Raw genomic sequence first — 22,721 nt, 5'->3', positions numbered from 1 at the left:
CGCCGGTTTACCCCGGCGGCTCCGCTGCCGTCAATCTACCGGGGGGAGACGGTCAGCAATTGTACCGGACCCAGCAGGCCCGACGGGATCAGGGGGGCCTCTGCGCTATAGGCGGGGGCCTGCGTGTAGGTGATTTTCGCCGCACCGGGCTGGGCGTCGCCGATCAGACGATTGACCCAGAGATTGGTCACCCGCACCTCTATCCGGTTGCGGCCCGGCTTCAGCAGGGAGGTGATCTCCGTCCGGTAAGGCGGGTGCCACAACAGGCCCGCCGCCTGTCCATTGATCATGATCTCCGCCATCTCCCGCACGTCGCCCAGGTCCAGCCAGATTGGCTGTTTGTGCGCGGTCATGGTGGCAGGAAGGTCAAATTCGCGGTGATAGCTGGCGGTGCCGGCGAAATAGCGGATGCCCGGTTCCGGCATCGCCGTCCAGGAGACAAGCGTGTCGAACCGGTGGGAGGCGGGGGCACCCCGGCCGGGCTGGAAGCGTACCTCCCACGGGCCGGTCAAGGGCAGGGCGGGGCGCAGGGCGGGTGCCGTCAGGGCCAGACTGTCGGCTGTGGCCGGTTTGCGGAACAGCACGAACAGTGCCTCATGCCCTTCCAGCGACAATGGCACCTGGGTGCGGCCATCGGCGATCTGGTAGGCGGCCGGTTCGATCGACCCGGTTTCCGCCCGCGCCAGTTCCGGCGCCTTGCCGCTGACCCGGAAGCGGATGGCACCGGTCAGACGGTCGGCGCTGCGGTTGCTGACAAAGTAAAGATCGCCATCATCCAACTGTCGATGCAGCACCGCGAGATTTGCCGTCAAGGGGCCAGCATCCCAGTCTGGTGTCAGTTGCCGGGCCTGCAGCGCCGATGGCAGGTCCGGCAGGATGCGGCCTGATGCCCAAAGCTGATCGGCCAGCGCCTGGAAAGCCGCCGCATCATCGGCAAGGCTGGGGGAGCCCAGCGGCTTGGCACCGACAATCGTGGCCCCGGCTGCGGCAAGCTCGGCGATCCGGCGCAGCACGGGCAGGGTCATCCGCTGGCTGCTGCCGCCCAGCACCAGCAGCTTGTAACGAACCCCGCTTTTGGCCAGCAGATCGCCATTCTCCACGGAGAGCTGGTTCAGCAGCGCATCGGCGCCGACAAAATCAAAGCCATGGCCCGCCGGCAGGTCGGCCGGTGGCGCATCGCCGTAAAGCCCGGTAATCGGCGCTTCCTGCCCATAGAAATAGGCGATGTCCTGCTGGGAGCGGCCCTGTTGCAGCAGATAGGCGGAGCGGGCGAGGTAATCGGTCCAGCCGCGCGCCTGCTCCGCCCAGGTCTCCGTGCGGCTGAAATATTGGCCCAGCACCGGGGCCAGCGCCAGGCCGGGCGCCCGCCCGTCGGTGAAGGGCTGATGCGGTGAGGTGTGGATGATCGGCCGGGTGACACCCAGGGCGAACAGGGTATCGGCGGTGGGCTTCAGGTCGCGGGGGGAAAAGGCCCAGGGCTGGCCAAAGGCCGTGAAGGCCTCGGCGGCCACCAGTTTCTTGCCGTAAATATGCGCGACGGAGGCCGCCCCCTGCAGATCGGCAACAAAGGTGGGTCTCGGCGCCCCGCCCTTCGGCAGGGTCCACATGGCGCCCATGGGAATGTCGGCGTGCTGCCGCATCTCCATATCATCGCCCAGCTGGGGGCGATGATCTTCCAGCGCTTCGGCGTAATAGCGCAGCCCATTTTCCCGCGCCACCCGCGCCAGGGTGCCATAATGGTTTTCCGCCAGCAGTTCGGCGATGGTGCGGCGAAAGTCCCAGAGGAAACGGTCGCTGGCCTCTGCCCCGCCAATGATCTGGCCGGTCAGGGCGGGCAGCCAGGGCAGGGCATCATAACCGCGACGGGCGCGGAATTCGGCCAGCATATTTTCCGTCCAGTTCTGTGGGCCGGATTCGATGCTGTCGCTCAGCAGGGCGCGGATACCCTTGCCGCCGATCAGCCCATCCCCCACCGCCGCGCGGTACAGGCCGAAATAATGGTTGGCGTAATCGGCGACATGCTGGGCGCTCAGCTTGTCCACCTCCAGCCCGGTCGCCTCCGCTGGGGCTGGGGCGTTCTGGTGCCCGGTCAGGGAATAGCCGAAGCGGACCACGCGCCATTGTCCGGCGGGCGGGGTCCAATCCAGCGTGCCGTCGGGCCGCAGCCGGTTGGTCAGATCCACCACATCGGCCGCAGCGGGGGCGCTGTCCACCGCCGCCGACGGGGTGGCCAGGGCGTCATAATCATCGGCAGCAGCAAACCCCGCCTTTTCCTCCGCGCGATGCACGCGCGGTGCGCTGTCCAGCCGGAATTCCGACAGGCGATAGACGGCCGGCGGTGCCGGAAAGCGCGGCATCACGACCCCGGCCGCAAAGGACGGCGGCCCCCCGGCCGGTGCCGCCGGCACCAACAGGGTGAGGCGGAAATGTCGTGCGGTGACTGGGGCGAAAGTGGCAGAGCGCACGGGGGAACGGGTGGCCGGCAATGTGGCGACGGGGCGGAAGGAGACGCCATCATCGCTTGCCTCCAGCCGGATCAAGGGCGGGGTGGCGGCGCCGAAGCCGCGCGCACCGGGCTGGCCCACCACCACAGAGCGGATGGTGACGGGCTTGTCGAAGCTCTGCATCACCCAGGCAGCGGAATCGGGGCCGCTGAAGGGAAGATCGATGGTCGGCCCGAACTGGTCATCCCCCAGCATCCCGGCCGGCACCGTGCCGCTGCTGGCGGTGACGTGCGGGCTGGGCAAGGGTTTGGCCCTTGTCGGCCAGGCCAGCACGGCAATGTCGCGGTAGAAGGCCGGCCCCTCACCCGCCCCCGGCTTGATCATGGCCTGCGGAATATCCTGATAGGGGCCGGCCGTGCCGGCGGGCTGGGGCAGGGCGGGCCGCTGCGGCTTTCCGCCGGACAGGGTGACACTGCTCCAGACCAGTTTCTTCATTGCCGCTTCGGGTTTGACCCAGGGGCCGCCCGTCGCACTCCACCCTGGTGAAGAGGCGATGGCAACCTCAAGGCCCAGTTCCTGGGCTTTGGCGACGGCACTGCGCAGGGCGGCTTTCCAGGCCGGCGACATATAGATCAGCCGTTCGGGGACCAGCTGCGGCGTTTCCAGATTGCCTTCGAAAATCTGCACGCCGCCGATGCCGGCCCGCTGCATCCATTCCAGATCAAGTGTCGCCCCATCCGCGCTGATATTGCCATTCATCCAGTGCCACCAGACATGCGGGCGTGCGGAGGCGGGCGGGGTGCGGAACTGCTGGTCCAGCGTGCCGGCGGCATCGGCAGCCATGGCCGCCGGGGGCAGCAGCAGGGTTGCGGCCAGGGCAGCGGCGCGCAGGGACTGATACCAACGGTCATCCTTCATGACCGTTGGTACGGCGGCGACTGCCGCCGCGCCGCTCGTGCGGCGTAGCCAAGCCAGCGGATGCTGGCGCCGGCGATTGAGGGGCATGAAAGCGTGACCTTTGGTCATGATTTCGTGCCGCCGGTATGAAGCGTGATCATCAGGCTCACTCTCCAAGGTCGTGCATTTATGGCCAAAGGGGGGGGGCGAGCAGGCCCCGCAGGGGCGCGCGCCTGAAGCGAGCGGCGCCGTTGGCCGGCGCCGGGAGAGATCAGTTCTTCAGATAGGAGGTGATCATCGTGCAAAGCTCAATGATCACCCAATCCGGATGCTGCTGCGGCTTGGTGGGGCGCGGCATTTCGGGGGTGAGCTGCCAGGCCAGGGCAAAGAAGATCATCAGCATGGAATAGGAGGCCTTCCGATCCAGATCGCCGGGAATATCCGCGGCATAGACCGTCAGCGCCGTATGCAGCCGCTGCGCTGCCCGCTGCTCATGTGTGTCACCCAGCATGGCGGCGGCCGGGTCGGTGGCCGCGCGGCGGATATTCAACCGGATGAACAGGGAGTGCTTCTTCAAGACCTCAAAAAAATCACGAATAAATAAAGAGATAAACTGATCAAGGCTGCGGCTCTGTTCCAGCGAACGCTGTTGCACCAGCGTTTCGCCAGCCTCGATCTCTTTCATCTCCGCCTCCAGCACGGCGCGGACCAGATCGTCCTTGCTGGCAAACCGGTGATAGATGGAGCCGATCGAGACTTTGCCGGTCATGCTGACATCGTTCAGGGTGAAATCTTCCCCGTCGCGCTCCAGCATCAGGTTGCGCGCGGCGGCCAGCATCCGTTTCAGGGACGCCTGGCTGCGCCCCTGTACCGGCCCCCGTTCCGCGGGCGCAGCAGGGGCCGGTTCGCCCGCCGCTGCCACCGCCGTTGCACGGCGGGCACGGGGAACAGCTTGTGCGCCTTTGGACGATTTCACCTGTTTGATCATCAGCATTGCTTACTCCGAAGCGTCCATGCTCCGCAACCTCTCTCGGCAGCGCCGTCCGTTGCGCAACATCGCAGGATATCCGCCCCGGCAAAGGCATGGTGCCGGTGGGGCGGGCAGGCAGAATTTATATTTTTACTAATTATATCAATTCATTGACCCCTGTTTTCGTTTTCCCGCCCGTCGCCGTGCGGGCGGGTTTTCGTGATTTGGCGACGGAACAATCAACAGCGCTTGACAACCGTTCCTGATCACCATACTAAAATTATATTCCAATTCGACATCGGCGCAAGAGAATATCCCAACCAGGGAGGTTGCCCATCAGCCGCAGGGAGAAAGGTCGGTCACGGCACATGCCCGTGGCAACGCGGCGGCGCACCTGAGCGGGTGTTCCCGAAACAAGACAAAACAGAGGGAGGTCCAAGAATGAAAAACCGTAAGACTATCAAGATGCTGCTGCTGGCATCCTGTGCCGTCATGGCACCGGCAATGGCCCAGGCGCAGGAAGGCGCGACCGGTGCCGCTGCGCAAGAGGATGTAATCGGCGAGATCATCGTCACGGCGCAGCGCCGCAGCGAAAGCGTGCTGAAGGTGCCGGCCAGCGTGTCCGTTGTTACGGCAGATGTCCTGACGGCCAATGGGGTCAGCGATCTCAGCACCCTCACCAAGCTGACGCCCAGCCTGCAGACGGGCAGCGATGACAGCTTCTCCATCCGGGGCATCGGTACCAATACCTTCTCGCCGACCGTCGAATCGACGGTTTCGCAGGTCGTTGATGATGTGGTTCTGGGTATTCCCGCCTTCGCTGCCGGTGCGCTTTATGATGTGCAGCGGGTGGAAGTGTTGAATGGCCCCCAGGGCCTGCTGTTCGGCAAGAACGCCTCTGCCGGCCTGGTCAATATCACCACGGTTGATCCGAAACTGGGGGAGACCAGCGGCTATGTTAATGCCGAAGGCACCAGCCGCAGCCGCCCTGGTTCCGACGGGTTGGGCATTCGTAACCAGGCGGCCCTGAATGTGCCGATCAGTGACACCAGCGCCCTGCGCATTGCCGGAACCTACAGCTACCAGGATGCGCTGACGCGGAATCTGGGCAAGCCGGTGGGCCGCAATGATGGCGATGTGGAACAAAAGGCCGTCCGCTTGAAGTTCCTGGCCGATCCCGGCAATGGTCTCACGGTCAATCTCGGTGGAGATTACTTTAAAAACCGGGGTGTTTCCGGCTTCTGGGACACAACCTACCGGTCGCTCGGCCCCAATACCCAGTATCGTTCCATCCTGGCATCGGCCGGCGTGGTGCCCGGTCCTGACAATCTGGATATGGCCACCGATGGCCCAGCTTGGCGCGATCTGGAAATGGGCGGTGTCCAGGGCAAACTTGCCTATGCGTTTGACAATGGCCTGGAAATATCCAGCATTTCTGCATGGAAGAAACTGGACCAGTCTTATGCCAGCGATTCCGATCAAACCCCCGTCAATTTCCTGAATACCAACACCAATGCCAGCCAGTATAATCAGTTCTCTGAGGAACTGCGCGTGGCATTGCCGAATGACGGGCCGTTCGGTGGACAGGCCGGGCTCTATTACTTCCAAAGCAATACGGATAATCAGGTCCAGCGTGGTGGTTTCAATAACCTGCCTGCACCGGCCTTGCCGCAGTTCCCCTTCTGCGTTGGTGCCACCGTGACGGCGGGGCCGCCACCGGCCTGCAGCGTCAGCAACCTTTATTTCCTGGGTCAGGATGCCAGTTTGCAGAGCAAGGTGCGCAGCTATGCCGGCTTCGGCCAGTTCAACTATGCCCTGACGGAACAGTTGAAACTGACGGCCGGCGGGCGTTTGACCTATGACAAGGCATCGATTGATCTGATCGAAAATACCGGCAAATATTTCGTCACGCTCGGCGTGCCCAACAATATCAGCCGGGGCAAGGTCGACAATACCAACTTCAGCTGGAAGGTTGGTCTTGATTACGACGTGGTGCCGGACACGCTGCTCTATGGCTTCTATGGCCGCGGCTATAAGGGGCCGGGCTTCTCCAACTCCTCCCCGGCGCGGGGGGCCGATATCAGTGTGCAGCCGGAAATTTCCAAAGGCGGGGAGGTCGGTGTCAAGTCGGCCCTGCTGGATCGCAAGCTGGTTGTCTCCGCCGCCGCCTTCCATACCCGCTTCAGCAATTTGCAGGTTCAGTCCTTTAACGAGCCGCTGCAGACCATCATCCTGACCAATGCGGCGACCGCCACCACCAAGGGGATTGATATCGGCCTGCAGGTCCGTCCGGCGCATGGGCTGACCCTCGGTGCGTCCCTGTCCTATGTGGATGCCAAGTTCAATTCCTATCCGGGCGTACAGTGCTATGCCACGCAGCCGGACCCCAGCTGCGCCATCAATGCCACCTTTGATGCTAGTGGGCGGCGCGTGCCCCTGTCGGCGAAGTTCACCAGCACGCTGACGGCGGATTACACCACCCCGCTGACGGAAAGCCTGGATGGTTCGGTGGGCGTCACCTATTACCATCGCTCGCCGCTGAATTCCGGTTTTGCCCCGGAAATGACCATTCCCAGTACCGACCGGTTTGATCTCAATCTCTCCATCAAGGCGGAGTCCTGGTCGGCTGGCCTGTTCTGCAAGAACTGCTTCAACCAGATCCGGCCCTTCAATATCGGGAATGAGCCGGGCGATGCGGTCAATGCCAAGACCCTGACCCTGACGCAGCGGTTCAATTACGACTCCGTTCGCACCATCGGTGTGCGCATGGGCGTGAACTTCTGAGTTTGACCCGGCCGGGGCGGTTCTTCCCCCCGGCCGGGCGACCGGTACCTTGAGCCAAGAGGGAGTGTAACGCCTTGAGCGCGTTCAAATATGGGGTGTCGCTTTACAGCTACACCGAAGATCTGGGCACGGTGATGAGCCTGGAGGATGCCTTCGACCATGTCGCCGGCACCGGCTCCACCGGTATTGAAATTCTGGGCGAAACCAGCATCCCGACATATCCGGAACCGACCACGGCCTGGCTGGACAACTGGTTTGCCCTGCTGGACCGGTATCAGCTGGAGCCGACCAATATGGCGGCCTGGGTGGATACCCGCATCACCATCGGCCGCAATATGAGCGCCGAAGAAGGGGCTGCACAGATTGCGCAGGATTTGCGGCTGGCCCATCGGCTGGGCTTCAAATTCCTGCGCCCGAAATTCGGCGTGATTGATGGCGAGCTGACACCCGATCCGATCTGGCAGCCGGCGGTGGAACGCAATCTGGATCTGGCCCACCAGCTGGGCATCGTGATCCTGCCGGAAATCCATTCCCCCACGCCGATCAAGCACCCGGTGACAGATGCCTATATCGCCTTCATCGAACGCACGGGCACCAAGAATTTCGGCCTGATGATCGATACCGGCATCTTCCAGGACCGCCCCTTGAACAAGTGGGGCGGGGGGGAAACCGATGAAATCCGCAAAAAGGCGTTGAGCTTCCTGAACGGCATCAAGGTGCCGGTGGAACATCTGGCGGATGTCATCCAGTACGTGCCCTTCATCCAGGCCAAGTTCCACCATATCGATGAAAATCTGCACGATCACCACATCCCGTGGGACCGGATCGTGCCGATGCTGAAGAAGCTGGGCTATGCCGGCTATCTCTCCAGCGAATATGAAGGGGCGCGCGACCCCTGGGTATCGATTGAGCAGGTGCGCCGCCAGCACGCGCTGATCCGCAAGCTTGAAGCCGAATACGATGCCGCGCACGGGGGGAACGTCCATGCTTGAGCGCAGCCATATCCAGAGCACCGGTTTCCACAATATCGGCCCGGTGGGGGCGCGTACCGGCTTTGAGGTGCGTATCCGCCAGCCGAATTACCGCAGTTCGCGCCTCAGCCTGATCGAAGGTGTCGATCTGGTGATTGATGGGGTGGAATATCCCGCCGAACAGAGCCGCATCCGCGTGGGTGACCGGGAATATAGCCATGCTGAAATGGCCGAGGAAACGGTGGCCCGCCTCTATGTCGGCAGCTATTTCACGGTGATCGTGCCCAAGGCGGGCGGGCTGGCGCCCGGCGTCCACCATGTCGCCAGTTCCATCCGTTTCCGCCATCCCTATTTCCCGCCGGAATTCCAGCCGGTTTTCGTGCGCGATGCACGCCACGCCACGATCATTCTGCCTTGATGGCTGATACATTGGGGAGGACCACATGCGTTTCCTCATTGCCGCATCCCTTATTGCTTTCCCTTTCCTTGCCGTCGCCGCGCAGGCCGCGAATGTAACAGTAACGGTGGAGGCTGGGGCGCTGGAGGGTGTGGAGGAGAACGGTGTCCGCGCCTTCAAGGGCATTCCGTTTGCCGCACCGCCTGTGGGTGACCTGCGCTGGCGCGCGCCGGTTCCTCCCGCCTCCTGGACGGATGTGCGGTCGGCTAAATCCTATGGAAATGATTGCCAGCAAGTGCCGTTCGCGGGTGATGCAGCCCCCTTGGGCGGTCCCTTGGGTGAGGATTGTCTTTACCTGAATGTCTGGACACCGGTGGACGCGAAACCGGGTGTCAAATATCCAGTGATGTTCTGGATTTATGGCGGCGGCTTTGTCAATGGCGGCACCTCCCCAGGTGTGTATGACGGTACGGCCTTTGCCCGCAACGGCGTCATTCTGGTCAGCGCCAATTACCGCATCGGCCGTTTGGGTTTCTTCGCCCACCCTGCTCTTACAGCAGAGGCGGGCGGTGGCCCGACCGGTAATTTCGGTTTCATGGACCAGCTTGCAGCGCTGAAATGGGTTCAACGCAACATCGCTGCATTTGGCGGCGACCCGGCGAATGTCACCATTTTTGGTGAATCGGCAGGTGGACGGTCCGTCCATGTGTTGCAATCTCTGGATGCTGGAAGGGGGCTGTTCAGCCGGGCCATCATGATGTCGGGCGCTGGACGCCCCGGCAGTGTGATGAGCATGACGGATCAGAAGACGGCGGAGGAAAAGGGCGTGGCTTACGCCCGCTCCGTCGGGATCACGGATACCGGACCGGCCGGTCTTGCTGCCTTGCGGGCACTGCCGGCATCGACCTTGGGCGATGCAAGCATGGCAAGCCTGCTGAAAACCGGCGATCATTTGATGATCAACCCCCATATTGACGGGCGGCTTGTGACGGATGAACCGGAACGGCTGCTGGCGGCGGGGCATGGCTCACCCCACATTCCCGTCATGGTCGGTGCTACTGGCATGGACGGATTTCCCCTGGACCGTGACCCGGAGCGGGCGCTTGCCGGCTTCGGGTCCAGGGCCGATGAAGCCAGACGCCTTTATGCCAGCCCGAATGATCTGATCATGGTTTGGAAGATCGCTGGCGACCGGGGGTTCATTGAACCAGCGCGCTATGTCATGCGCGCGGCGGCGGCGCGAAAGGCCACCAGTTTCGGCTATCGCTTCTCCTATATCGCGCAATCACAGCAGGCGAGCGCGATGGGGGCCATGCACGCCAGCGAAATCCCGTTTGTCTTCCGCACCATCAATGTCCGGTTTCCGGGGCAGGTGACGCCGACAGATGAGGCGACGTCGCAGGCTATCCACGATTATTTCGTGTCCTTCGCCCGCAACGGTGTGCCTACAGCAAACGGGGGGCCGGAATGGCTGCCCTATAACGCAGCAGCGGACAAGATACTGGATTTCACTCTGCAAGGCCCCCGTTTCATCGATGATTCATACCGTGCCAGGCTGGATTTGGTAGAAAGTACAGCGCCATAACGGTTTGGCGGACAGATCACGCGATAAACGAAACAAAACCATATAGGGAGTTGGAAACATGTTCACGAGGCGGCAAATCGGTTTGGGCCTGGCTGGTCTGGGCGTTGCGGCGGCTGCGCGTGCCTTGCCCGCCATGGCGGCCACGGGTGCTCGCAAGTTTCCGGATGGTTTCCTCTGGGGGGCTTCGACAGCCGCCTATCAGGTGGAAGGCAACAATATTAATTCCGACATCTGGACGGCGGAACGTGCGCCCGGATCGCCCTATGCCGATGTGGCCGGGGATGCGGCGAACAGCTTCATGCTGTGGCCTGTCGATCTTGATCTGGTCAAGAATACGGGGCTGAGCGCCTATCGCTTCAGCCTGGAATGGGCGCGGATTGAACCCCGGCAGGGCGAATTCTCCATCGCCATGCTGGATCATTACAAGCGCATCATCGAGGGCTGCCACACGCGCGGACTGAAGCCGGTGGTGACCTTCAACCATTTCTCCAATCCGCTTTGGTTCGCGCTGGCCGGCGGCTGGCATAACCCAGAGGCGCCGGACCTGTTCGCCCGCTTTTGCGCCAAGGCGGCGGCGCATCTGGGGGACGGCATCGCCTATGCGGCGACCTTGAATGAACCCAATCATGCGGGGTATTTGCCCTCCATATTGCCCCCTTCGGTGAGCAGTTGGCTGGTGCCGGCGGACAAGGCGGCGTGTGAGGCGGTGGCCAAGCGCTTTGGCGTGCCACTGTTCCTGGCCGGTAACAATGTCTGGTACCCCGATCCTGTCGTCGTTCAGGCCCATCTGCTGAAGGGCCATGCGCAGGGCCGACAGGCCATCAAAGCAGAACGCAGCAATTTGCCCGTCGGCGTGACGCTGGCCATGATCGATGATCAGGCTGTGGGCAAAGATACCAGCAAACGCGACAGCGTGCGCGAACAGCTCTACGCCCCCTGGCTGCGCGCCGCACAGCAGGATGATTTTGTCGGCGTGCAGAATTACGAACGCGCCCTGTGGGATGCCAAGGGCCGTGTGGTGCCGCCGCCCGGCGGCGACCGCAACATGAGCGGGGCGGAGGTCTATCCGGCCTCATTGGCCGGTGTGGTGCGCTATGCCCATTCCATCGCCAAGGTGCCGGTGATCGTCACCGAACATGGGGTGAATACACCCGATGACGGGGTGCGCCAGCGCCTGATCCCGGCGGCCCTGACGGAACTGCACAAGGTGATCGCCGATGGTGTGCCGGTGAAGGGCTATTTCCACTGGTCGCTGATCGACAATTTCGAATGGGGCTTTGGCTATAAGCCGCAATACGGGCTGCACAGCCTGGATCGCCAGACATTCGCCCGCACGCCCAAGCCCAGTGCGGCGGTGCTGGGCGCCATTGCCCGCGCCAATGCCTGCTGATCAACAAGGACCAAGGCCATGAAACGACGTATCCGCATGGGGATGGTGGGCGGTGGACCCGGTGCCTTCATCGGCCCGGTCCACCGGCTGGCGGCGGAAATGGACCGGGAGATCGAACTGGTCGCCGGGGCCTTTTCCAGCGATGCCGCCCGCTCCATCGCCGGCGGGGCCGCCTATGGCATTGGTCCTGACCGCTCCTATCCCTCGCTCGACGCCATGCTGGTGGCGGAGCGGGACCGGGCGGACGGGATTGAAATGGTGGTGATCGCCACCCCCAACCGCCACCATTTGACCGCCGCCCGTGCGGCCCTGGAAGCCGGTATCGCCGTCATGTGCGACAAGCCGCTGACGGCGACACTGGCAGAGGCACAGACCCTGGAAGGGGTGGTGGCGCGCGCCGGCCTGCCCTTCGGCGTCACCTACACCTATGCCGGATATCCGCTGGTGCGGGAGGCCAAGGCCCGCATCGCCGCAGGCGCGCTCGGCACCATCCGCAAGCTGGTGGTGGAATATCCGCAAGGCTGGCTGGCGGGGGAGGCTGTGGGCAAGCAGGCGGCCTGGCGGGTTGATCCGGCCAGCGCCGGCATCGGCGGCTGCATCGCGGATATCGGCGTCCATGCCTTCCATCTGGCGGAGTTTGTCAGTGGTCATAAGGTGGTGAAGCTGCTGGCCGATCTGGGCAGCGTCGTGCCGGGCCGGGCGCTGGATGATGATTGCCAGATCCTGCTGCGTTTCGACAATGGTGCGCGCGGCGTGTTGCTGGCCAGCCAGATTTCGGTGGGTGAGCGCAATGGACTGCGGTTGCGGATTTATGGCGACAAAGCCGGGCTGGATTGGCGACAGGAGGAGCCCAACAGCCTGTGGCTGTCCCATGCCGATGGGCGCAGCGAACTGATCCGCGCCGGCGATCCCGGCCTGTCGCCGGCAGCATTGCAGGCCAGCCGCACGCCGGGCGGCCACCCGGAGGGCTATCTGGAAGCATTCGCCAATCTCTACCGCGATTTCGCCCGGTTGCTGCGGGGGGAGGCAGCCCCGCTGCTGCCCGGTCTGGCCGATGGGCTGCGCGGCATGGCCTTCATCGATACAGCCGTGCGGGCCAGCCGGGAAAATGCCGGCTGGGTGGATTTCACCGGCTGACACCACCGGAATAATACCAATCCGCCTAAAGGTTTAGCTTTAGGCGGATTGGAGGCCGGCGACCGCCGGCCCGCGCCCGCGTGGGCGCGTAAGCCAAGGCGGCGGATGCCGCCGCCCGGCGCCTGAGGGAACGCATAATCTCCCTGGATCGGTCACGATCCAGGGAGATTGGAAAAACGAGAAATTCGGGAGAAACGCGGATGAGGACGATCAAGGGGCCCGGTATCTTTCTGGCCCAGTTCGCGGGCGATGCCGCCCCGTTCAATTCCCTGGATGCCATTGCCGGCTGGGTGGCCGGCCTGGGCTATAAGGGCGTGCAGATACCCTCTTGGGATCAGCGGCTGTTTGATCTGTCCAAGGCTGCGGAAAGCCAGGATTATTGTGATGAGGTGCTGGGCACGCTGGCCCGGCACGGGCTGGCGTTGACCGAACTGTCCACCCATCTGCAGGGCCAGCTGGTCGCCGTCCATCCCGCCTATGATGCGCAGTTTGACGGTTTCGCCGCCCCCGCTGTGCGCGGCAACCCGGCGGCCCGGCAGGAATGGGCGGTGGCACAGCTGAAGCTGGCGGCCGTGGCCTCCCGCCGGTTGGGCCTGACGGCCCATGCCAGCTTCTCCGGTGCGCTGGCCTGGCCCTATCTCTATCCCTGGCCGCAGCGTCCGGCGGGGCTGGTGGAAGATGCGTTTGATGAGCTGGCCCGCCGCTGGCGGCCCATTCTGGACGTGTTTGACGAAAATGGCGTCGATATCGGCTTTGAACTGCATCCCGGTGAAGATCTGCATGATGGGGTGACGTTTGAGATGTTTCTGGACAGGGTGGGCAACCATCCGCGCGCCAACATCCTCTACGATCCCAGCCATTTTGTGCTGCAGCAGCTGGATTATCTGGCCTTCCTCGACCTCTATCACGCCCGCATCAAATGCTTTCATGTGAAGGATGCGGAATTCCGGCCCAATGGGCGCAGCGGCGTTTATGGCGGCTATCAGGGCTGGGTTGACCGGCCGGGCCGGTTCCGGTCGCTGGGTGATGGACAGGTCGATTTCGCCGCCATCTTCACCAAGATGGCGCAATATGATTTCCCCGGCTGGGCCGTGCTGGAATGGGAATGCGCCCTGAAACATCCAGAGGCCGGGGCGGCGGAAGGGGCGCCCTTCATCGACCGCCACATTATCCGGGTCACCGAAAAAGCCTTCGATGATTTCGCCGCCGCCGGGGCCGACCGCGCCCTGAACCGCCGTCTGATGGGGCTGTGATCATGAGCAAACTGACAACAGCCGGACAGGGAACGACGGCCAAGGGCATCACCCTGATTTACGCCCAGATATTGCCGGTGATGGCGATTGTCTCCCTGTTTCCTGCCATTCCCAAACTGTTTGCCGAGTTTGGCGCCCACCCCAATGCCGGTTTCCTGATCCCGGCCATTGTCACCGCCCCCTCGCTCTGTGCGGCGCTGTTCTCCTCGCTGGCGGGGATCATTGCCGACCGCTATGGCCGGCGGCGCAGTTTCATCTTCGGCATGGCGCTTTATGTGCTGGCCGGACTGGTGCCTCTGTTCGTGAATGATCTGGGCCTGATCATCGCCAGCCGGGCGGTACTGGGCATGGCAGAGGCCTTTGCCATCACCATTTCCAGCGCCCTGATCGGCGATTATTTCGGTGAACAGCGCCATCGCTGGACAGCCTGGGTTGGCATTTCCATTTCGGTGGCCGGTACGGGCCTGATCGCGGCGGGCGGGGCGCTGGCGGATATCAGCTGGCGCGGCCCCTTCGCCATCTATCTCCTGGCCATTCCCGGCCTGATCATGGCGCTGTTGTTTATTGATGAGCCCAAGGCTTCCGGCGGCAGCCCTGCCGCCGCGCGGCCCCAGCTTCCCTATCCCTGGAAAGAGGCGTTCCTGATCGGTGGCGTCACCCTGGTGACCTCCGCACTTTATTATGTGGAACCGCTGAACATCGCCCGCGTGCTGGATGCCAAGGGGGCGGGATCGTCCACGCAGATCGGCCTGATCCAGTCGGCGACCAGCATCGCCTATATTGGCGGGGCGATCCTTTATCGTCGGGTGCATCACTGGTCCATCGGCCAGTTATTGGGGCTGACCGGCGTGCTGATTGGCGTGGGCCAGCTGGTGATCGGCCTGGGTCCGACCTGGCAGGTGGTGTCGCTGGGGGCGGTCATCCAGCAGGTCGGTGGCGGCTTCGTCATCCCCGCCCTGATGGCCTGGGGGCAGGCCATCCTGCCGCTGGAACAGCGCGGGCGCGGCATGGGCATCTGGGCCACCGCCTTCTTCAGCGGCACCTTCGCCTGTGGTGGCCTCGTCGCCGTCACCACCAGCCTGACCGGCGGCCTGACCCCTGCCATGACGGCACTGGGTATCCTCACCCTGGTCTTTGCGTTTCTGGCCCGCCTGATCCCGGCGGGCAACCGCTCCACCTCAACTGTGAATGCCTGATCATGACTGAGACCGTTTACGACTTTATCATTGTGGGGGCAGGATCGTCGGGCTGTGTGCTGGCTGACCGGTTGAGCGCCAGCGGCAAGCATAAGGTGCTGCTGGTGGAAGCCGGCGGACGGAATGAGACCGAACTGGTCAACATGCCGCGCGCCTTCATGAAGATGTTCGGCAACCCCACCTATTTCTGGCATTTCCCCATCAAGCCGCAGGCCGGCCGCCCGGCGGGAGAGGTCTGGCCCTATGGTCGCGGCCTGGGCGGCTCCAGCTCCACCAACGGCACCTGGTACTTGCGCGGGATGCCGGCTGATTATGATGGCTGGGCCGCCGCCGGACATAAGGAATGGGCCTGGACGGAGATTTCCCGCTGCTTCCAGGCCATGGAAAGCTATCGCGTGGACGGGGCGCACAGGACGCGCGGCAGCGATGGGCCGTTGCAGGTGACGCAGCTGCCCTATCGCTCCCCGGCCATTGCCGCCAGCATTGAGGCGGGGGTGGAAATGGGCCTGCCGCGCCTCAGCGATATCAATACGCCCGGCACGCTTGGCATCGGCTATACCCAGGCAACCGTGGATCGGCGCGGGCGCCGCGCCTCCAGCTATCGCGCGTTCCTGAAGCCGGCCTTGTCCCGCCCCAACCTGACCGTGCTGACCGATGCCCTGGTGGAAAAGGTGGAGCTGGAGGGCAAGCGCGCCGTCGGCATTAAGGTCCGCACCGCCAATGGTGTCCGCATCATCAAGGCGGGGCGGGAGGTGATCCTGTCCGCCGGTGCGCTGCAAAGCCCCAAGCTGATGCAATTATCCGGCATCGGGCCGGTGGAAGTGCTGACCCGCGCCGGGGTGGCGGTGCAGCACGATCTGGCCGCCGTGGGCCGCCATCTGGCCGACCATGCCATGATCTCCCTGTCCTACCGGCTGCATAATGACCCCGGTTTCAATAAGGAGTTTTCCGGCTGGCGTCTGATGACGCACGCGCTGCGCTATTACCTGACGCGCAAGGGGTTGATGGCCTATACCTCGCCAGAGGTGACGGCGCTGTTATCGCTGCAGGGGCGATCTGACTGGCCGGATGTGCAGTTCGGCATCGGCCCCTTCTCCATGCGCTCATCCGAGGAGATCAAGGCCGATCCGGGGCGCGGTGCCTTGGAGGATAAGCCCGGCATCACCGTCAATGCCATCGCCCTGCGCCCGAAAAGCCGGGGTACCGTGTCCATCCGCAGCGGCGATGTCACCGACCAGATCGAGGTGGATGCCAACTGGTGGGGTGACCCGGCCGACAAGGCCTTCATGGTGGAAATGGTGCGGCTGGTCCGCCGCTACATGCGCCAGCCGGCGCTGAAGCATTTTGTCGGGGAAGAGGTGGTGCCCGGCCCCCGCATTGAAAGCGATGAACAGATCGCGGAGGTGCTGGAATGGCTGACCAGCCCCGGCGTTCACGCCACCGGCACCTGCCGCATGGGCGGGCCGACGGATGGGGTGGTCGATGGAAGGCTGCGGGTGCATGGCATCCAGGGGCTGCGGGTGGTGGATTGCTCCGTCATGCCCGTTCCGCCCGCCGGCAACACCAATGGCCCGGCCATGGTTGTCGGCTGGCGGGCGGCGGAACTGATCCTGGAAGATGCGGGATGATACCAATCTCCCTTGATCGGTCACGATCAAGGGAGATTTTTTGTTCCCTCAGACGCCGGGCGCTGCCATCCGGCAGCTTGGCTTACGCGCCACGAGGTGCTGAGCCGGCAGTCGCCGGCCTCCAATCCGCCAAGGGTCAAACCCTCGGCGGATTGGTATTAGAAAAGCGGATCAGTTGTTGCGGCTGGTCATGGAGAAGGGGGCGGCGCCGGGGCCCGTACCCCATGCCTTGTTCGGCTGCGGCCCCATGTCAAAATGCAGGGTACCGCCCTGCATCAGCTCCTCATGCGTCAGCCAGGTGCGGTTCAGCGGCTTGCCGTTCAGGCTGACGGACTGGACATAGACATTGGCCGGGCTGTTGGCCGGGGCCTCCACCCGCAGTTTCTTGCCCGTGGGCAGGGTGATCTCCGCCAGCCGGAACAAGGGAGAGCCGATGACATATTGGCCGCTGCCCGGTGTGACGGGATAGAAGCCCAGGGCGCTGAACACGTACCAGGCCGAGGTCTGGCCATTATCCTCATCCCCCGCATAGCCATCGGGGCTGTTGAGATAGAGGCGGCGCATCACATCGCGCAGATGCGCCTGCGCCTTCCAGGGCTGGCCGGCGTAATTATAGAGATAGATCATGTGCTGGATCGGCTGGTTGCCATGGGCATAGTTGCCCATGTTGACGATCTGCATCTCCCGGATCTCATGGATGGTGAAGCCGTAATAGCTGTCATCAAAGATTGGCGGCGTATCGAACACGCTGTCCAGCTTGGCGGTGAAGGCCGCGTCACCGCCCATCAGATTGATCAACCCCTGGATATCGTGGAAGACTGACCAGCTATAGTGCATGGCATTGCCTTCGGTGAAGGCATCGCCCCATTTCAGCGGGTTGAAGGGGGATTGGAACTGGCCATCCTTGTTGCGGCCCCGCATCCAGCCGGTTTCTTTATCGAACAGCTTGCGGTAATTGCCGGCGCGTTCATAGAACAGCTTGGCATCCTGCTTCTTGCCGAGCGCTTCGGCCAGCCGGGCCAGATTGAAATCAGCAAAGGCATATTCCAGGGTGCGGGCGGCATTTTCCTTGATGCCGACATCATAGGGCACATAGCCGAGGCGGTTATAATAATCCACCCCTTCGCGGCCGACCGAACTGATCACCTTGCCATCGTCGGAGAGCGGGCGGCCCCGGTCGGTGGTGGCGTTCTTCTTCATCGCCTCATAAAGCTTTTCAATGTCATAGCCCCGGATGCCTTTCAGCCAGGCATCGGCAATGATGATGGCGGAGTTGGAGCCGATCATCACATCCCGGTGGCCCGGGCTGGCCCATTCCGGCAGCCAGCCGGATTCCTGATAAGTGTTCACCAGCCCTTCCATGATCTGGCCATCCAGATCGGGGCGCAGCAGGGTGAAGAGCGGGAAGACGGCGCGGAACGTGTCCCAGAAACCATTATCGGTAAACATCCGCCCCGGCAGTACCTGGCCATTATAGGGGCTGTAATGCTGGATATTGCCCTTGGCATCCACCTCGTGAAAGGCGCGGGGGAAAAGCTGGGTGCGGTAGAGGGCTGAATAGAAGGTGCGTACCGCATCCTGATCGGGGTCTTCAATGCGGATGCGGCCCAGTTCGTTATTCCAGGCGGTGGCTGCCTTCTGTTTGGTGGTGTCGAAATCTTGGGTGCCGATTTCGCGGCGTAGGTTCAGTTCCGCCTGTTCCGGGCTGATGAAGGAGGAGGCGACGCGCACCTGCACCTGTTCGCCGCGCTTGGTTTTAAAGCCGATGACGGCGCCGACATGGTCGCCCTTGGCTTCGCGGCTGCCGGGCAGGGGCTTCCAGCCATCGCCCCAGCTTTGCACAAGCTCAAAATCATGGTCGAATTCGGCCACGAAGTAATTATGGAAGTTGGCCGGCACCCCGCCATGATTGTTACGGGCATAGCCAATGATGCGCCGCTGTTCCGGCAGGATCGTCACCATTGATCCGCCATTGAAGGCATCCAGCAGGATATAGCTGTGATCATTCTCCGGGAAGGTGAAGCGGAAATGGGCGGCCCGCTCGGTGGGCGCGATTTCCACCGTCACATCATGGTCAGCCAGATAGGCGCTGTAATAATAGGGGCGCGCGATTTCAGCCTTGTGGCTGAACCAGGAGGCGCGGGCTTCTTCCTCGATCTTCAGATCACCGGTGACGGCCATCAGGGAGAAGGCGCCATAATCATTCAGCCAGGGGCTGGGCTGGTGCGTCTGTTTGAAGCCGCGCAGTTTGGTGTCATCATAGCGATAGGCCCAGCCATCGCCCATCTTGTTGGTCATCGGCGTCCAGAAATTCATCGCCCAGGGCAGGGCGATGGCCGGATAGGTATTGCCGTTGGACAGTTCAAAATTGCTGTCGGTGCCGATCAGCGGGTTGGCCAGATCGGCGGGGGCCGCCATTTGCGCCGGGGCCGGCAGGATGGCCGTGCTGGTCAGCAGCAAGGCCGCCAGCAGGGCAGGGACCAGATGGCGGGCGGGTTTCAAACGGATGGTGCGGGACATGGGCGTCCTCCCTTTGGCAGCGCGGATGGGGCGGGCGGGATGCTGGTCAGCCGGGAAGCCCGACGGTGGCATGGTGATGCCCGCCGATATCAAGGCTGGTGATCAATTTTCTCTCCCCCTGCATAGAATGGGCTGACGCCCAATGCCCGTGGTTTTTCGCCAATGTAATGGATTACATTTGATGGCGCTACGGGAATTGCGGCGAAGGGCAGGGCGCGGCCTGCTATTCCTCCCCCTCCGGGTCACGCTTGATCAGGCCGGTCAGGGCCACCACGGTCAGGGTGGAGAGAACCCAGCCCATGATGATGTGGAAGTAGAGGTAGAAGAGGAGGCCCCAGCCGGGGATATCATCGCTGAATTTTGCTGTCAGCGGGCTGGGGCTCCAGGCTTTTTCCTGGCCCAGGTCGATTAAGGGGATCAGGGTGTCGAAGGAATACCAGAAGGCGTTGAAAGGCGTGTATTCGGGGGGGAGTGTGTAGGCGATGTCGTGCGCGGTGGGGGAGGGGGCCTGTAGGTTGCGCGTCTGGTTTTCGGTGATGAAAACCGGGTCGGCGGGCTTGATCAGGCCGGGGCCGCCGATGTTGTGACAGTCTCCGTTGGGCGTGCAGTCATAGATGGTAGGGGCATTGAGGCCGAAGGCAATTGTGCCAATGATCTGCAGATATAGCAGCCAGACAGCGCCTCGCCATGGCCTATACCCATGTCCGATGGCAACATCGAAAAAGCCGCTCAGCAGACGGTGGAGCCAGTTCAGTGGCCAGGAGTAGGTTTTTGCCAGATGTTTGGCCCGAGCCCGCGCCAGCGCCAAACCAACATCCTGCGCCCCGCGATCATCCCCCGCCGCCCGCAGAACGCGGGCCAGGGTGCGATAGGGGCCGGGCTTGAAATCGTCGCCCTGGGACGCCTCAATCCAGGCAATCCGGGTGGCGCTGTCGGTTTTTGTTTTGCCGTCGCCAGCGAACGCCCCATAGGTGAAATGGTTGAGGTTGAGGGTTGGTTTTTCTTTTTTCTCGCCCGCTTTTTTCTTTTCGTTGTCCCAATCATCAGCCCATTGGCCGGCAGTGGCGTGGGAAAGGTTTAATTCTCCGGTTCCTTTTGTTGGGCACCATCCCAGGAGTCCCCCGATTTTTGCGGCGATAAGGTTCACCTTACCGGTGCTTTGAAAGGTATCGCGTAAGTACAAGTCCCTATCCACGACCATGCCGTCCGCGTTTAGAGCTCCTGCCTCTCCGCCGTTAAGCTTGGCTCCGTCGAATTCAACGTTACCGTTTATCTGCGCGCCGAGAAGGAGAACTTCGCCTTTGCTGGTGAAGCCGTTGCGGCAAAACAAGTTGCCCCTCACGACCATGCTGTCCGCGTTTAGGGCTCTCGCCTCTCCGCCGTTAAGCTTGGCTCCATCGAATTCAACGTTACCATTTATCTGCGCGCCGAGAAGGCGAACTTCGCCTTTGCTGGTGAAGCCGTTGCGGCAAAACAAGTTGCCATTCACGACCATGCGATCCGCGCTCAGGGCGTCACCTGTTCCGCCGTCAAGATTGGCCTCGTTGAAAGAAGCAGTACCGCCGATCTGCGCACCCAGAAGCCGAACCTCGCCTTTGCTGGTGAAGCCTTCGCTACAAAACACGCCACCCGTTACGACCATGCGATCCGCGCTCAGAGCGGCACCTGTTCCGCCGTCAAGATTGGCCTTGTTGAAATAAACATCACGACCGATCTGCGCACCCAGAAGGCGAACCTCGCCTTTGCTGGTGAAGCCGTCGTTGCAGAATAAGCAGCCGGCTATGTGAACCCCGTCCCCCCTTAAACCCTTGGCAAGATGGCTGCCACTGAGGTTAAGGGCCGGCAGGTAGGCGTGTAGAACGACCAGTTCTTCGGCGAAATGGCAACGTAGAAGGGCAAGCGGACCCCGCCCCGTGCCGAAGGACAGGTCCAGTTCGCCGACAATGCGGGCTCCGACTACCTGCACGCCCTTTGGGTCGGCGATCACATCGTCCCAGAGGCCGAGGCACAGGGCGCGGATGGAGGTAGCTTGGATGGTGGGCATGGTGGCGACGAAGGTGGCGTCGGCCAGTTGCTCCGGTGTTGGTAATTCATCTACCGGCGGCCAGAAGCGCCCCTCCCGCACCGCCTTGATCAGGGCCTTGTCATTCTGGGGGAGGATTTGCGGGGCGTTGGGCATGGTGGCATCCGGGGTAGAACTTATGCGTCGTAACACACCGGATGGGGTGGGGCAACGGCGGGCCCTTAGGGCGGCGGCGGGAGCTGCAGCAGGTTGGGGTTTTTCGGAATTTGGGTGCTTCGTCACCGTCACCCCGGCGAAGGCCGGGGGCCAGAATCACAGGCGCATTGCTCTACGAACCTGGACCCCGGCCGCAGCATGGGTGACGGTGGGGATACAGTAAGATTTTGATAATGAATGAAGACCTTGCAGACAGACACGAAGGAGACCGGTAGCGGCCAGCCCCTCACCCGCCCGTGCTGTCGCGCAGGATCAGGCGGTGGGGCAGGATGTGGACTTCGTTGTCCTGGTTTTTGCCTTCGATGCGATCCAGCAGGATTTCGCAGGCCTTGGCCCCCATCTCATTGCCCGGCTGGGCCACGGTGGTCAGGGGGGGGATGGCGTGGGCGGCGAATTTGATGTCGTCGAAACCGCAAACCGCCATGTCGCCCGGCACCGACAATCCCGCCTGCGACAAAGCCTGCAAGGCACCGATGGCCATTTCATCATTCATGGAGAAAAGCGCCGTCGGCCGGTCGGGCAGTGCCGCCAGGGCGCGGGCGGCGCGGGCGCCGGATTCCATGGAAAAATCACCATACTGGATCAGCGCTTCATCCACCCCCAGCCCGGCGGCCTGCATCGCCTGATGATAGCCCTTCATCCGGTCGATGGCGTGCGGGTTTTCCCGCGATCCGCTGATCACGCCGATGCGGCGATGACCACGCGCCAACAGATGTTCCACCAGTTCGCGCGCAGCACCAGCATTGTCGATGCGCACCGACGGGGCCGCCGTCAGCTCGCAGCCGCAGGCATGAACCACGGGGCAGGGCAGGGGGCGGCGCTGATCATCGGGCACATAATCGGGGCTGAGCTGGATCACCCCATCGGCCAGCCTGGTTTCCACCAGCTGGGCGTAATGCGCCTCCCGCTCCCGCGAATCGCAAGTATCGCCGATCAGCACGGAATAGCCGCGCCGCCAGGCCGTCGCCTCAATCCCCGCCGTCACGCTGGCGAAAAACGGGTTGGTGATGCCGGGCACCAGCACCAGTACGGTAAAGGAACGGTCGGTGCGCAGGTTGCGGGCCAGCATGTTGGGCCGGTAATCCACCTCCCGCACCGCCTTCAACACCCGCTCGCGCGTTTCTGCCGCCACCTTTTCCGGGTTGCGCAGGGCGCGGGAAATGGTGGCCGTCGACAGGCCGGAGACGCGCGCAACATCCAGGATGGTGGTCATCGGCTCAATCGTTCCTTTGTTGTGCTTCGGGCCGCCCAGGGGGGAGGGGACGGTTTATGGATTTGTCTGTCAAGTGCCGTGTAGGGTGCGGTGCGAT

14 protein-coding genes are annotated in these 22,721 nt (G+C 62.8%); 9 read left to right on the top strand and 5 right to left on the bottom strand.

Translation table 11 applies throughout. From position 1 onward, the window contains the following. Positions 1 to 35: 35 nt before the first annotated feature. Both CHB97_RS12960 and CHB97_RS12955 read right to left on the bottom strand, forming a co-directional pair. A complete protein-coding gene (locus tag CHB97_RS12960) occupies positions 36 to 3,449 on the bottom strand; it encodes a glycosyl hydrolase (protein WP_200819931.1) in 3,414 nt (1,137 codons plus the stop codon). A gap of 163 nt (positions 3,450 to 3,612) precedes the next feature. Beyond that, positions 3,613 to 4,335, bottom strand: coding sequence for a TetR/AcrR family transcriptional regulator (locus CHB97_RS12955; RefSeq protein ID WP_089288379.1), 723 nt, complete (start codon positions 4,333 to 4,335; stop codon positions 3,613 to 3,615). Between the two features lie 417 nt (positions 4,336 to 4,752). Here CHB97_RS12955 and CHB97_RS12950 point away from each other — a divergent pair, with 417 nt between their 5' ends. From CHB97_RS12950 to CHB97_RS12910, 9 genes are all read left to right on the top strand, one after another. Continuing rightward, the gene (locus tag CHB97_RS12950) at positions 4,753 to 7,095 is read left to right on the top strand and encodes a TonB-dependent receptor (RefSeq protein ID WP_200819930.1); all 2,343 of its coding nucleotides are present in this window, start codon (positions 4,753 to 4,755) and stop codon (positions 7,093 to 7,095) included. 74 nt (positions 7,096 to 7,169) lie between these two features. After that, positions 7,170 to 8,087 carry a sugar phosphate isomerase/epimerase gene (locus CHB97_RS12945; RefSeq protein WP_089288380.1) on the top strand — a complete coding sequence of 306 codons (918 nt, stop codon included), beginning with the start codon at positions 7,170 to 7,172 and terminating at the stop codon, positions 8,085 to 8,087. Then, entirely contained in the window at positions 8,080 to 8,484 is a 405-nt protein-coding gene (locus CHB97_RS12940; protein WP_089288381.1) for a DUF6379 domain-containing protein, read from the top strand. Before CHB97_RS12945 ends, CHB97_RS12940 begins: the two co-directional genes overlap by 8 nt. A gap of 25 nt (positions 8,485 to 8,509) precedes the next feature. Further along, entirely contained in the window at positions 8,510 to 10,048 is a 1,539-nt protein-coding gene (locus CHB97_RS12935) for a carboxylesterase/lipase family protein (protein ID WP_089288382.1), read from the top strand. Positions 10,049 to 10,106: 58 nt separating this feature from the next. Continuing rightward, a complete protein-coding gene (locus tag CHB97_RS12930) occupies positions 10,107 to 11,438 on the top strand; it encodes a glycoside hydrolase family 1 protein (RefSeq protein ID WP_089288383.1) in 1,332 nt (443 codons plus the stop codon). A gap of 18 nt (positions 11,439 to 11,456) precedes the next feature. Continuing rightward, positions 11,457 to 12,575 carry a Gfo/Idh/MocA family protein gene (locus tag CHB97_RS12925; protein WP_200819929.1) on the top strand — a complete coding sequence of 373 codons (1,119 nt, stop codon included), beginning with the start codon at positions 11,457 to 11,459 and terminating at the stop codon, positions 12,573 to 12,575. 200 nt (positions 12,576 to 12,775) lie between these two features. Further along, entirely contained in the window at positions 12,776 to 13,828 is a 1,053-nt protein-coding gene (locus tag CHB97_RS12920) for a sugar phosphate isomerase/epimerase (protein ID WP_089288385.1), read from the top strand. 2 nt (positions 13,829 to 13,830) lie between these two features. After that, positions 13,831 to 15,024, top strand: a complete 1,194-nt coding sequence (locus tag CHB97_RS12915) for an MFS transporter (RefSeq protein ID WP_089288386.1) — start codon at positions 13,831 to 13,833, stop codon at positions 15,022 to 15,024. Between the two features lie 2 nt (positions 15,025 to 15,026). After that, positions 15,027 to 16,652: a GMC family oxidoreductase gene (locus tag CHB97_RS12910; protein WP_089288387.1), complete on the top strand. Its 1,626-nt coding sequence runs from the start codon at positions 15,027 to 15,029 to the stop codon at positions 16,650 to 16,652. 171 nt (positions 16,653 to 16,823) lie between these two features. On the opposite strand, the gene CHB97_RS12905 is transcribed toward CHB97_RS12910, so the two are convergent. From CHB97_RS12905 to CHB97_RS12895, 3 genes are all read right to left on the bottom strand, one after another. Then, a complete protein-coding gene (locus tag CHB97_RS12905) occupies positions 16,824 to 19,172 on the bottom strand; it encodes a GH92 family glycosyl hydrolase (protein ID WP_089288388.1) in 2,349 nt (782 codons plus the stop codon). 223 nt (positions 19,173 to 19,395) lie between these two features. Next, positions 19,396 to 21,351, bottom strand: a complete 1,956-nt coding sequence (locus CHB97_RS12900; RefSeq protein ID WP_089288389.1) for a hypothetical protein — start codon at positions 21,349 to 21,351, stop codon at positions 19,396 to 19,398. A 286-nt stretch (positions 21,352 to 21,637) separates the two neighbouring features. Next, the gene (locus CHB97_RS12895) at positions 21,638 to 22,624 is read right to left on the bottom strand and encodes a LacI family DNA-binding transcriptional regulator (protein ID WP_089288390.1); all 987 of its coding nucleotides are present in this window, start codon (positions 22,622 to 22,624) and stop codon (positions 21,638 to 21,640) included. Positions 22,625 to 22,721 lie beyond the last annotated feature (97 nt).

Origin of the sequence: Azospirillum sp. RU38E, from assembly GCF_900188385.1 — a bacterium.
Lineage (GTDB): Bacteria > Pseudomonadota > Alphaproteobacteria > Azospirillales > Azospirillaceae > Niveispirillum.
Note: the sequence above shows the minus strand (reverse complement) of the source record. Positions and strands in the feature narration are given on the sequence as shown.

What these genes read in the sequence shown, in the direction of transcription:
- CHB97_RS12905 (WP_089288388.1), bottom strand. Translation starts at nt 19,172, where the DNA reads ATGTCCCGCACCATCCGTTTGAAACCCGCCCGCCATCTGGTCCCTGCC.
- CHB97_RS12935 (WP_089288382.1), top strand. Translation starts at nt 8,510, where the DNA reads ATGCGTTTCCTCATTGCCGCATCCCTTATTGCTTTCCCTTTCCTTGCC.
- CHB97_RS12925 (WP_200819929.1), top strand. Translation starts at nt 11,457, where the DNA reads ATGAAACGACGTATCCGCATGGGGATGGTGGGCGGTGGACCCGGTGCC.
- CHB97_RS12930 (WP_089288383.1), top strand. Translation starts at nt 10,107, where the DNA reads ATGTTCACGAGGCGGCAAATCGGTTTGGGCCTGGCTGGTCTGGGCGTT.
- CHB97_RS12900 (WP_089288389.1), bottom strand. Translation starts at nt 21,351, where the DNA reads ATGCCCAACGCCCCGCAAATCCTCCCCCAGAATGACAAGGCCCTGATC.
- CHB97_RS12910 (WP_089288387.1), top strand. Translation starts at nt 15,027, where the DNA reads ATGACTGAGACCGTTTACGACTTTATCATTGTGGGGGCAGGATCGTCG.
- CHB97_RS12955 (WP_089288379.1), bottom strand. Translation starts at nt 4,335, where the DNA reads ATGCTGATGATCAAACAGGTGAAATCGTCCAAAGGCGCACAAGCTGTT.
- CHB97_RS12960 (WP_200819931.1), bottom strand. Translation starts at nt 3,449, where the DNA reads ATGCCCCTCAATCGCCGGCGCCAGCATCCGCTGGCTTGGCTACGCCGC.
- CHB97_RS12950 (WP_200819930.1), top strand. Translation starts at nt 4,753, where the DNA reads ATGAAAAACCGTAAGACTATCAAGATGCTGCTGCTGGCATCCTGTGCC.
- CHB97_RS12940 (WP_089288381.1), top strand. Translation starts at nt 8,080, where the DNA reads ATGCTTGAGCGCAGCCATATCCAGAGCACCGGTTTCCACAATATCGGC.
- CHB97_RS12915 (WP_089288386.1), top strand. Translation starts at nt 13,831, where the DNA reads ATGAGCAAACTGACAACAGCCGGACAGGGAACGACGGCCAAGGGCATC.
- CHB97_RS12920 (WP_089288385.1), top strand. Translation starts at nt 12,776, where the DNA reads ATGAGGACGATCAAGGGGCCCGGTATCTTTCTGGCCCAGTTCGCGGGC.
- CHB97_RS12895 (WP_089288390.1), bottom strand. Translation starts at nt 22,624, where the DNA reads ATGACCACCATCCTGGATGTTGCGCGCGTCTCCGGCCTGTCGACGGCC.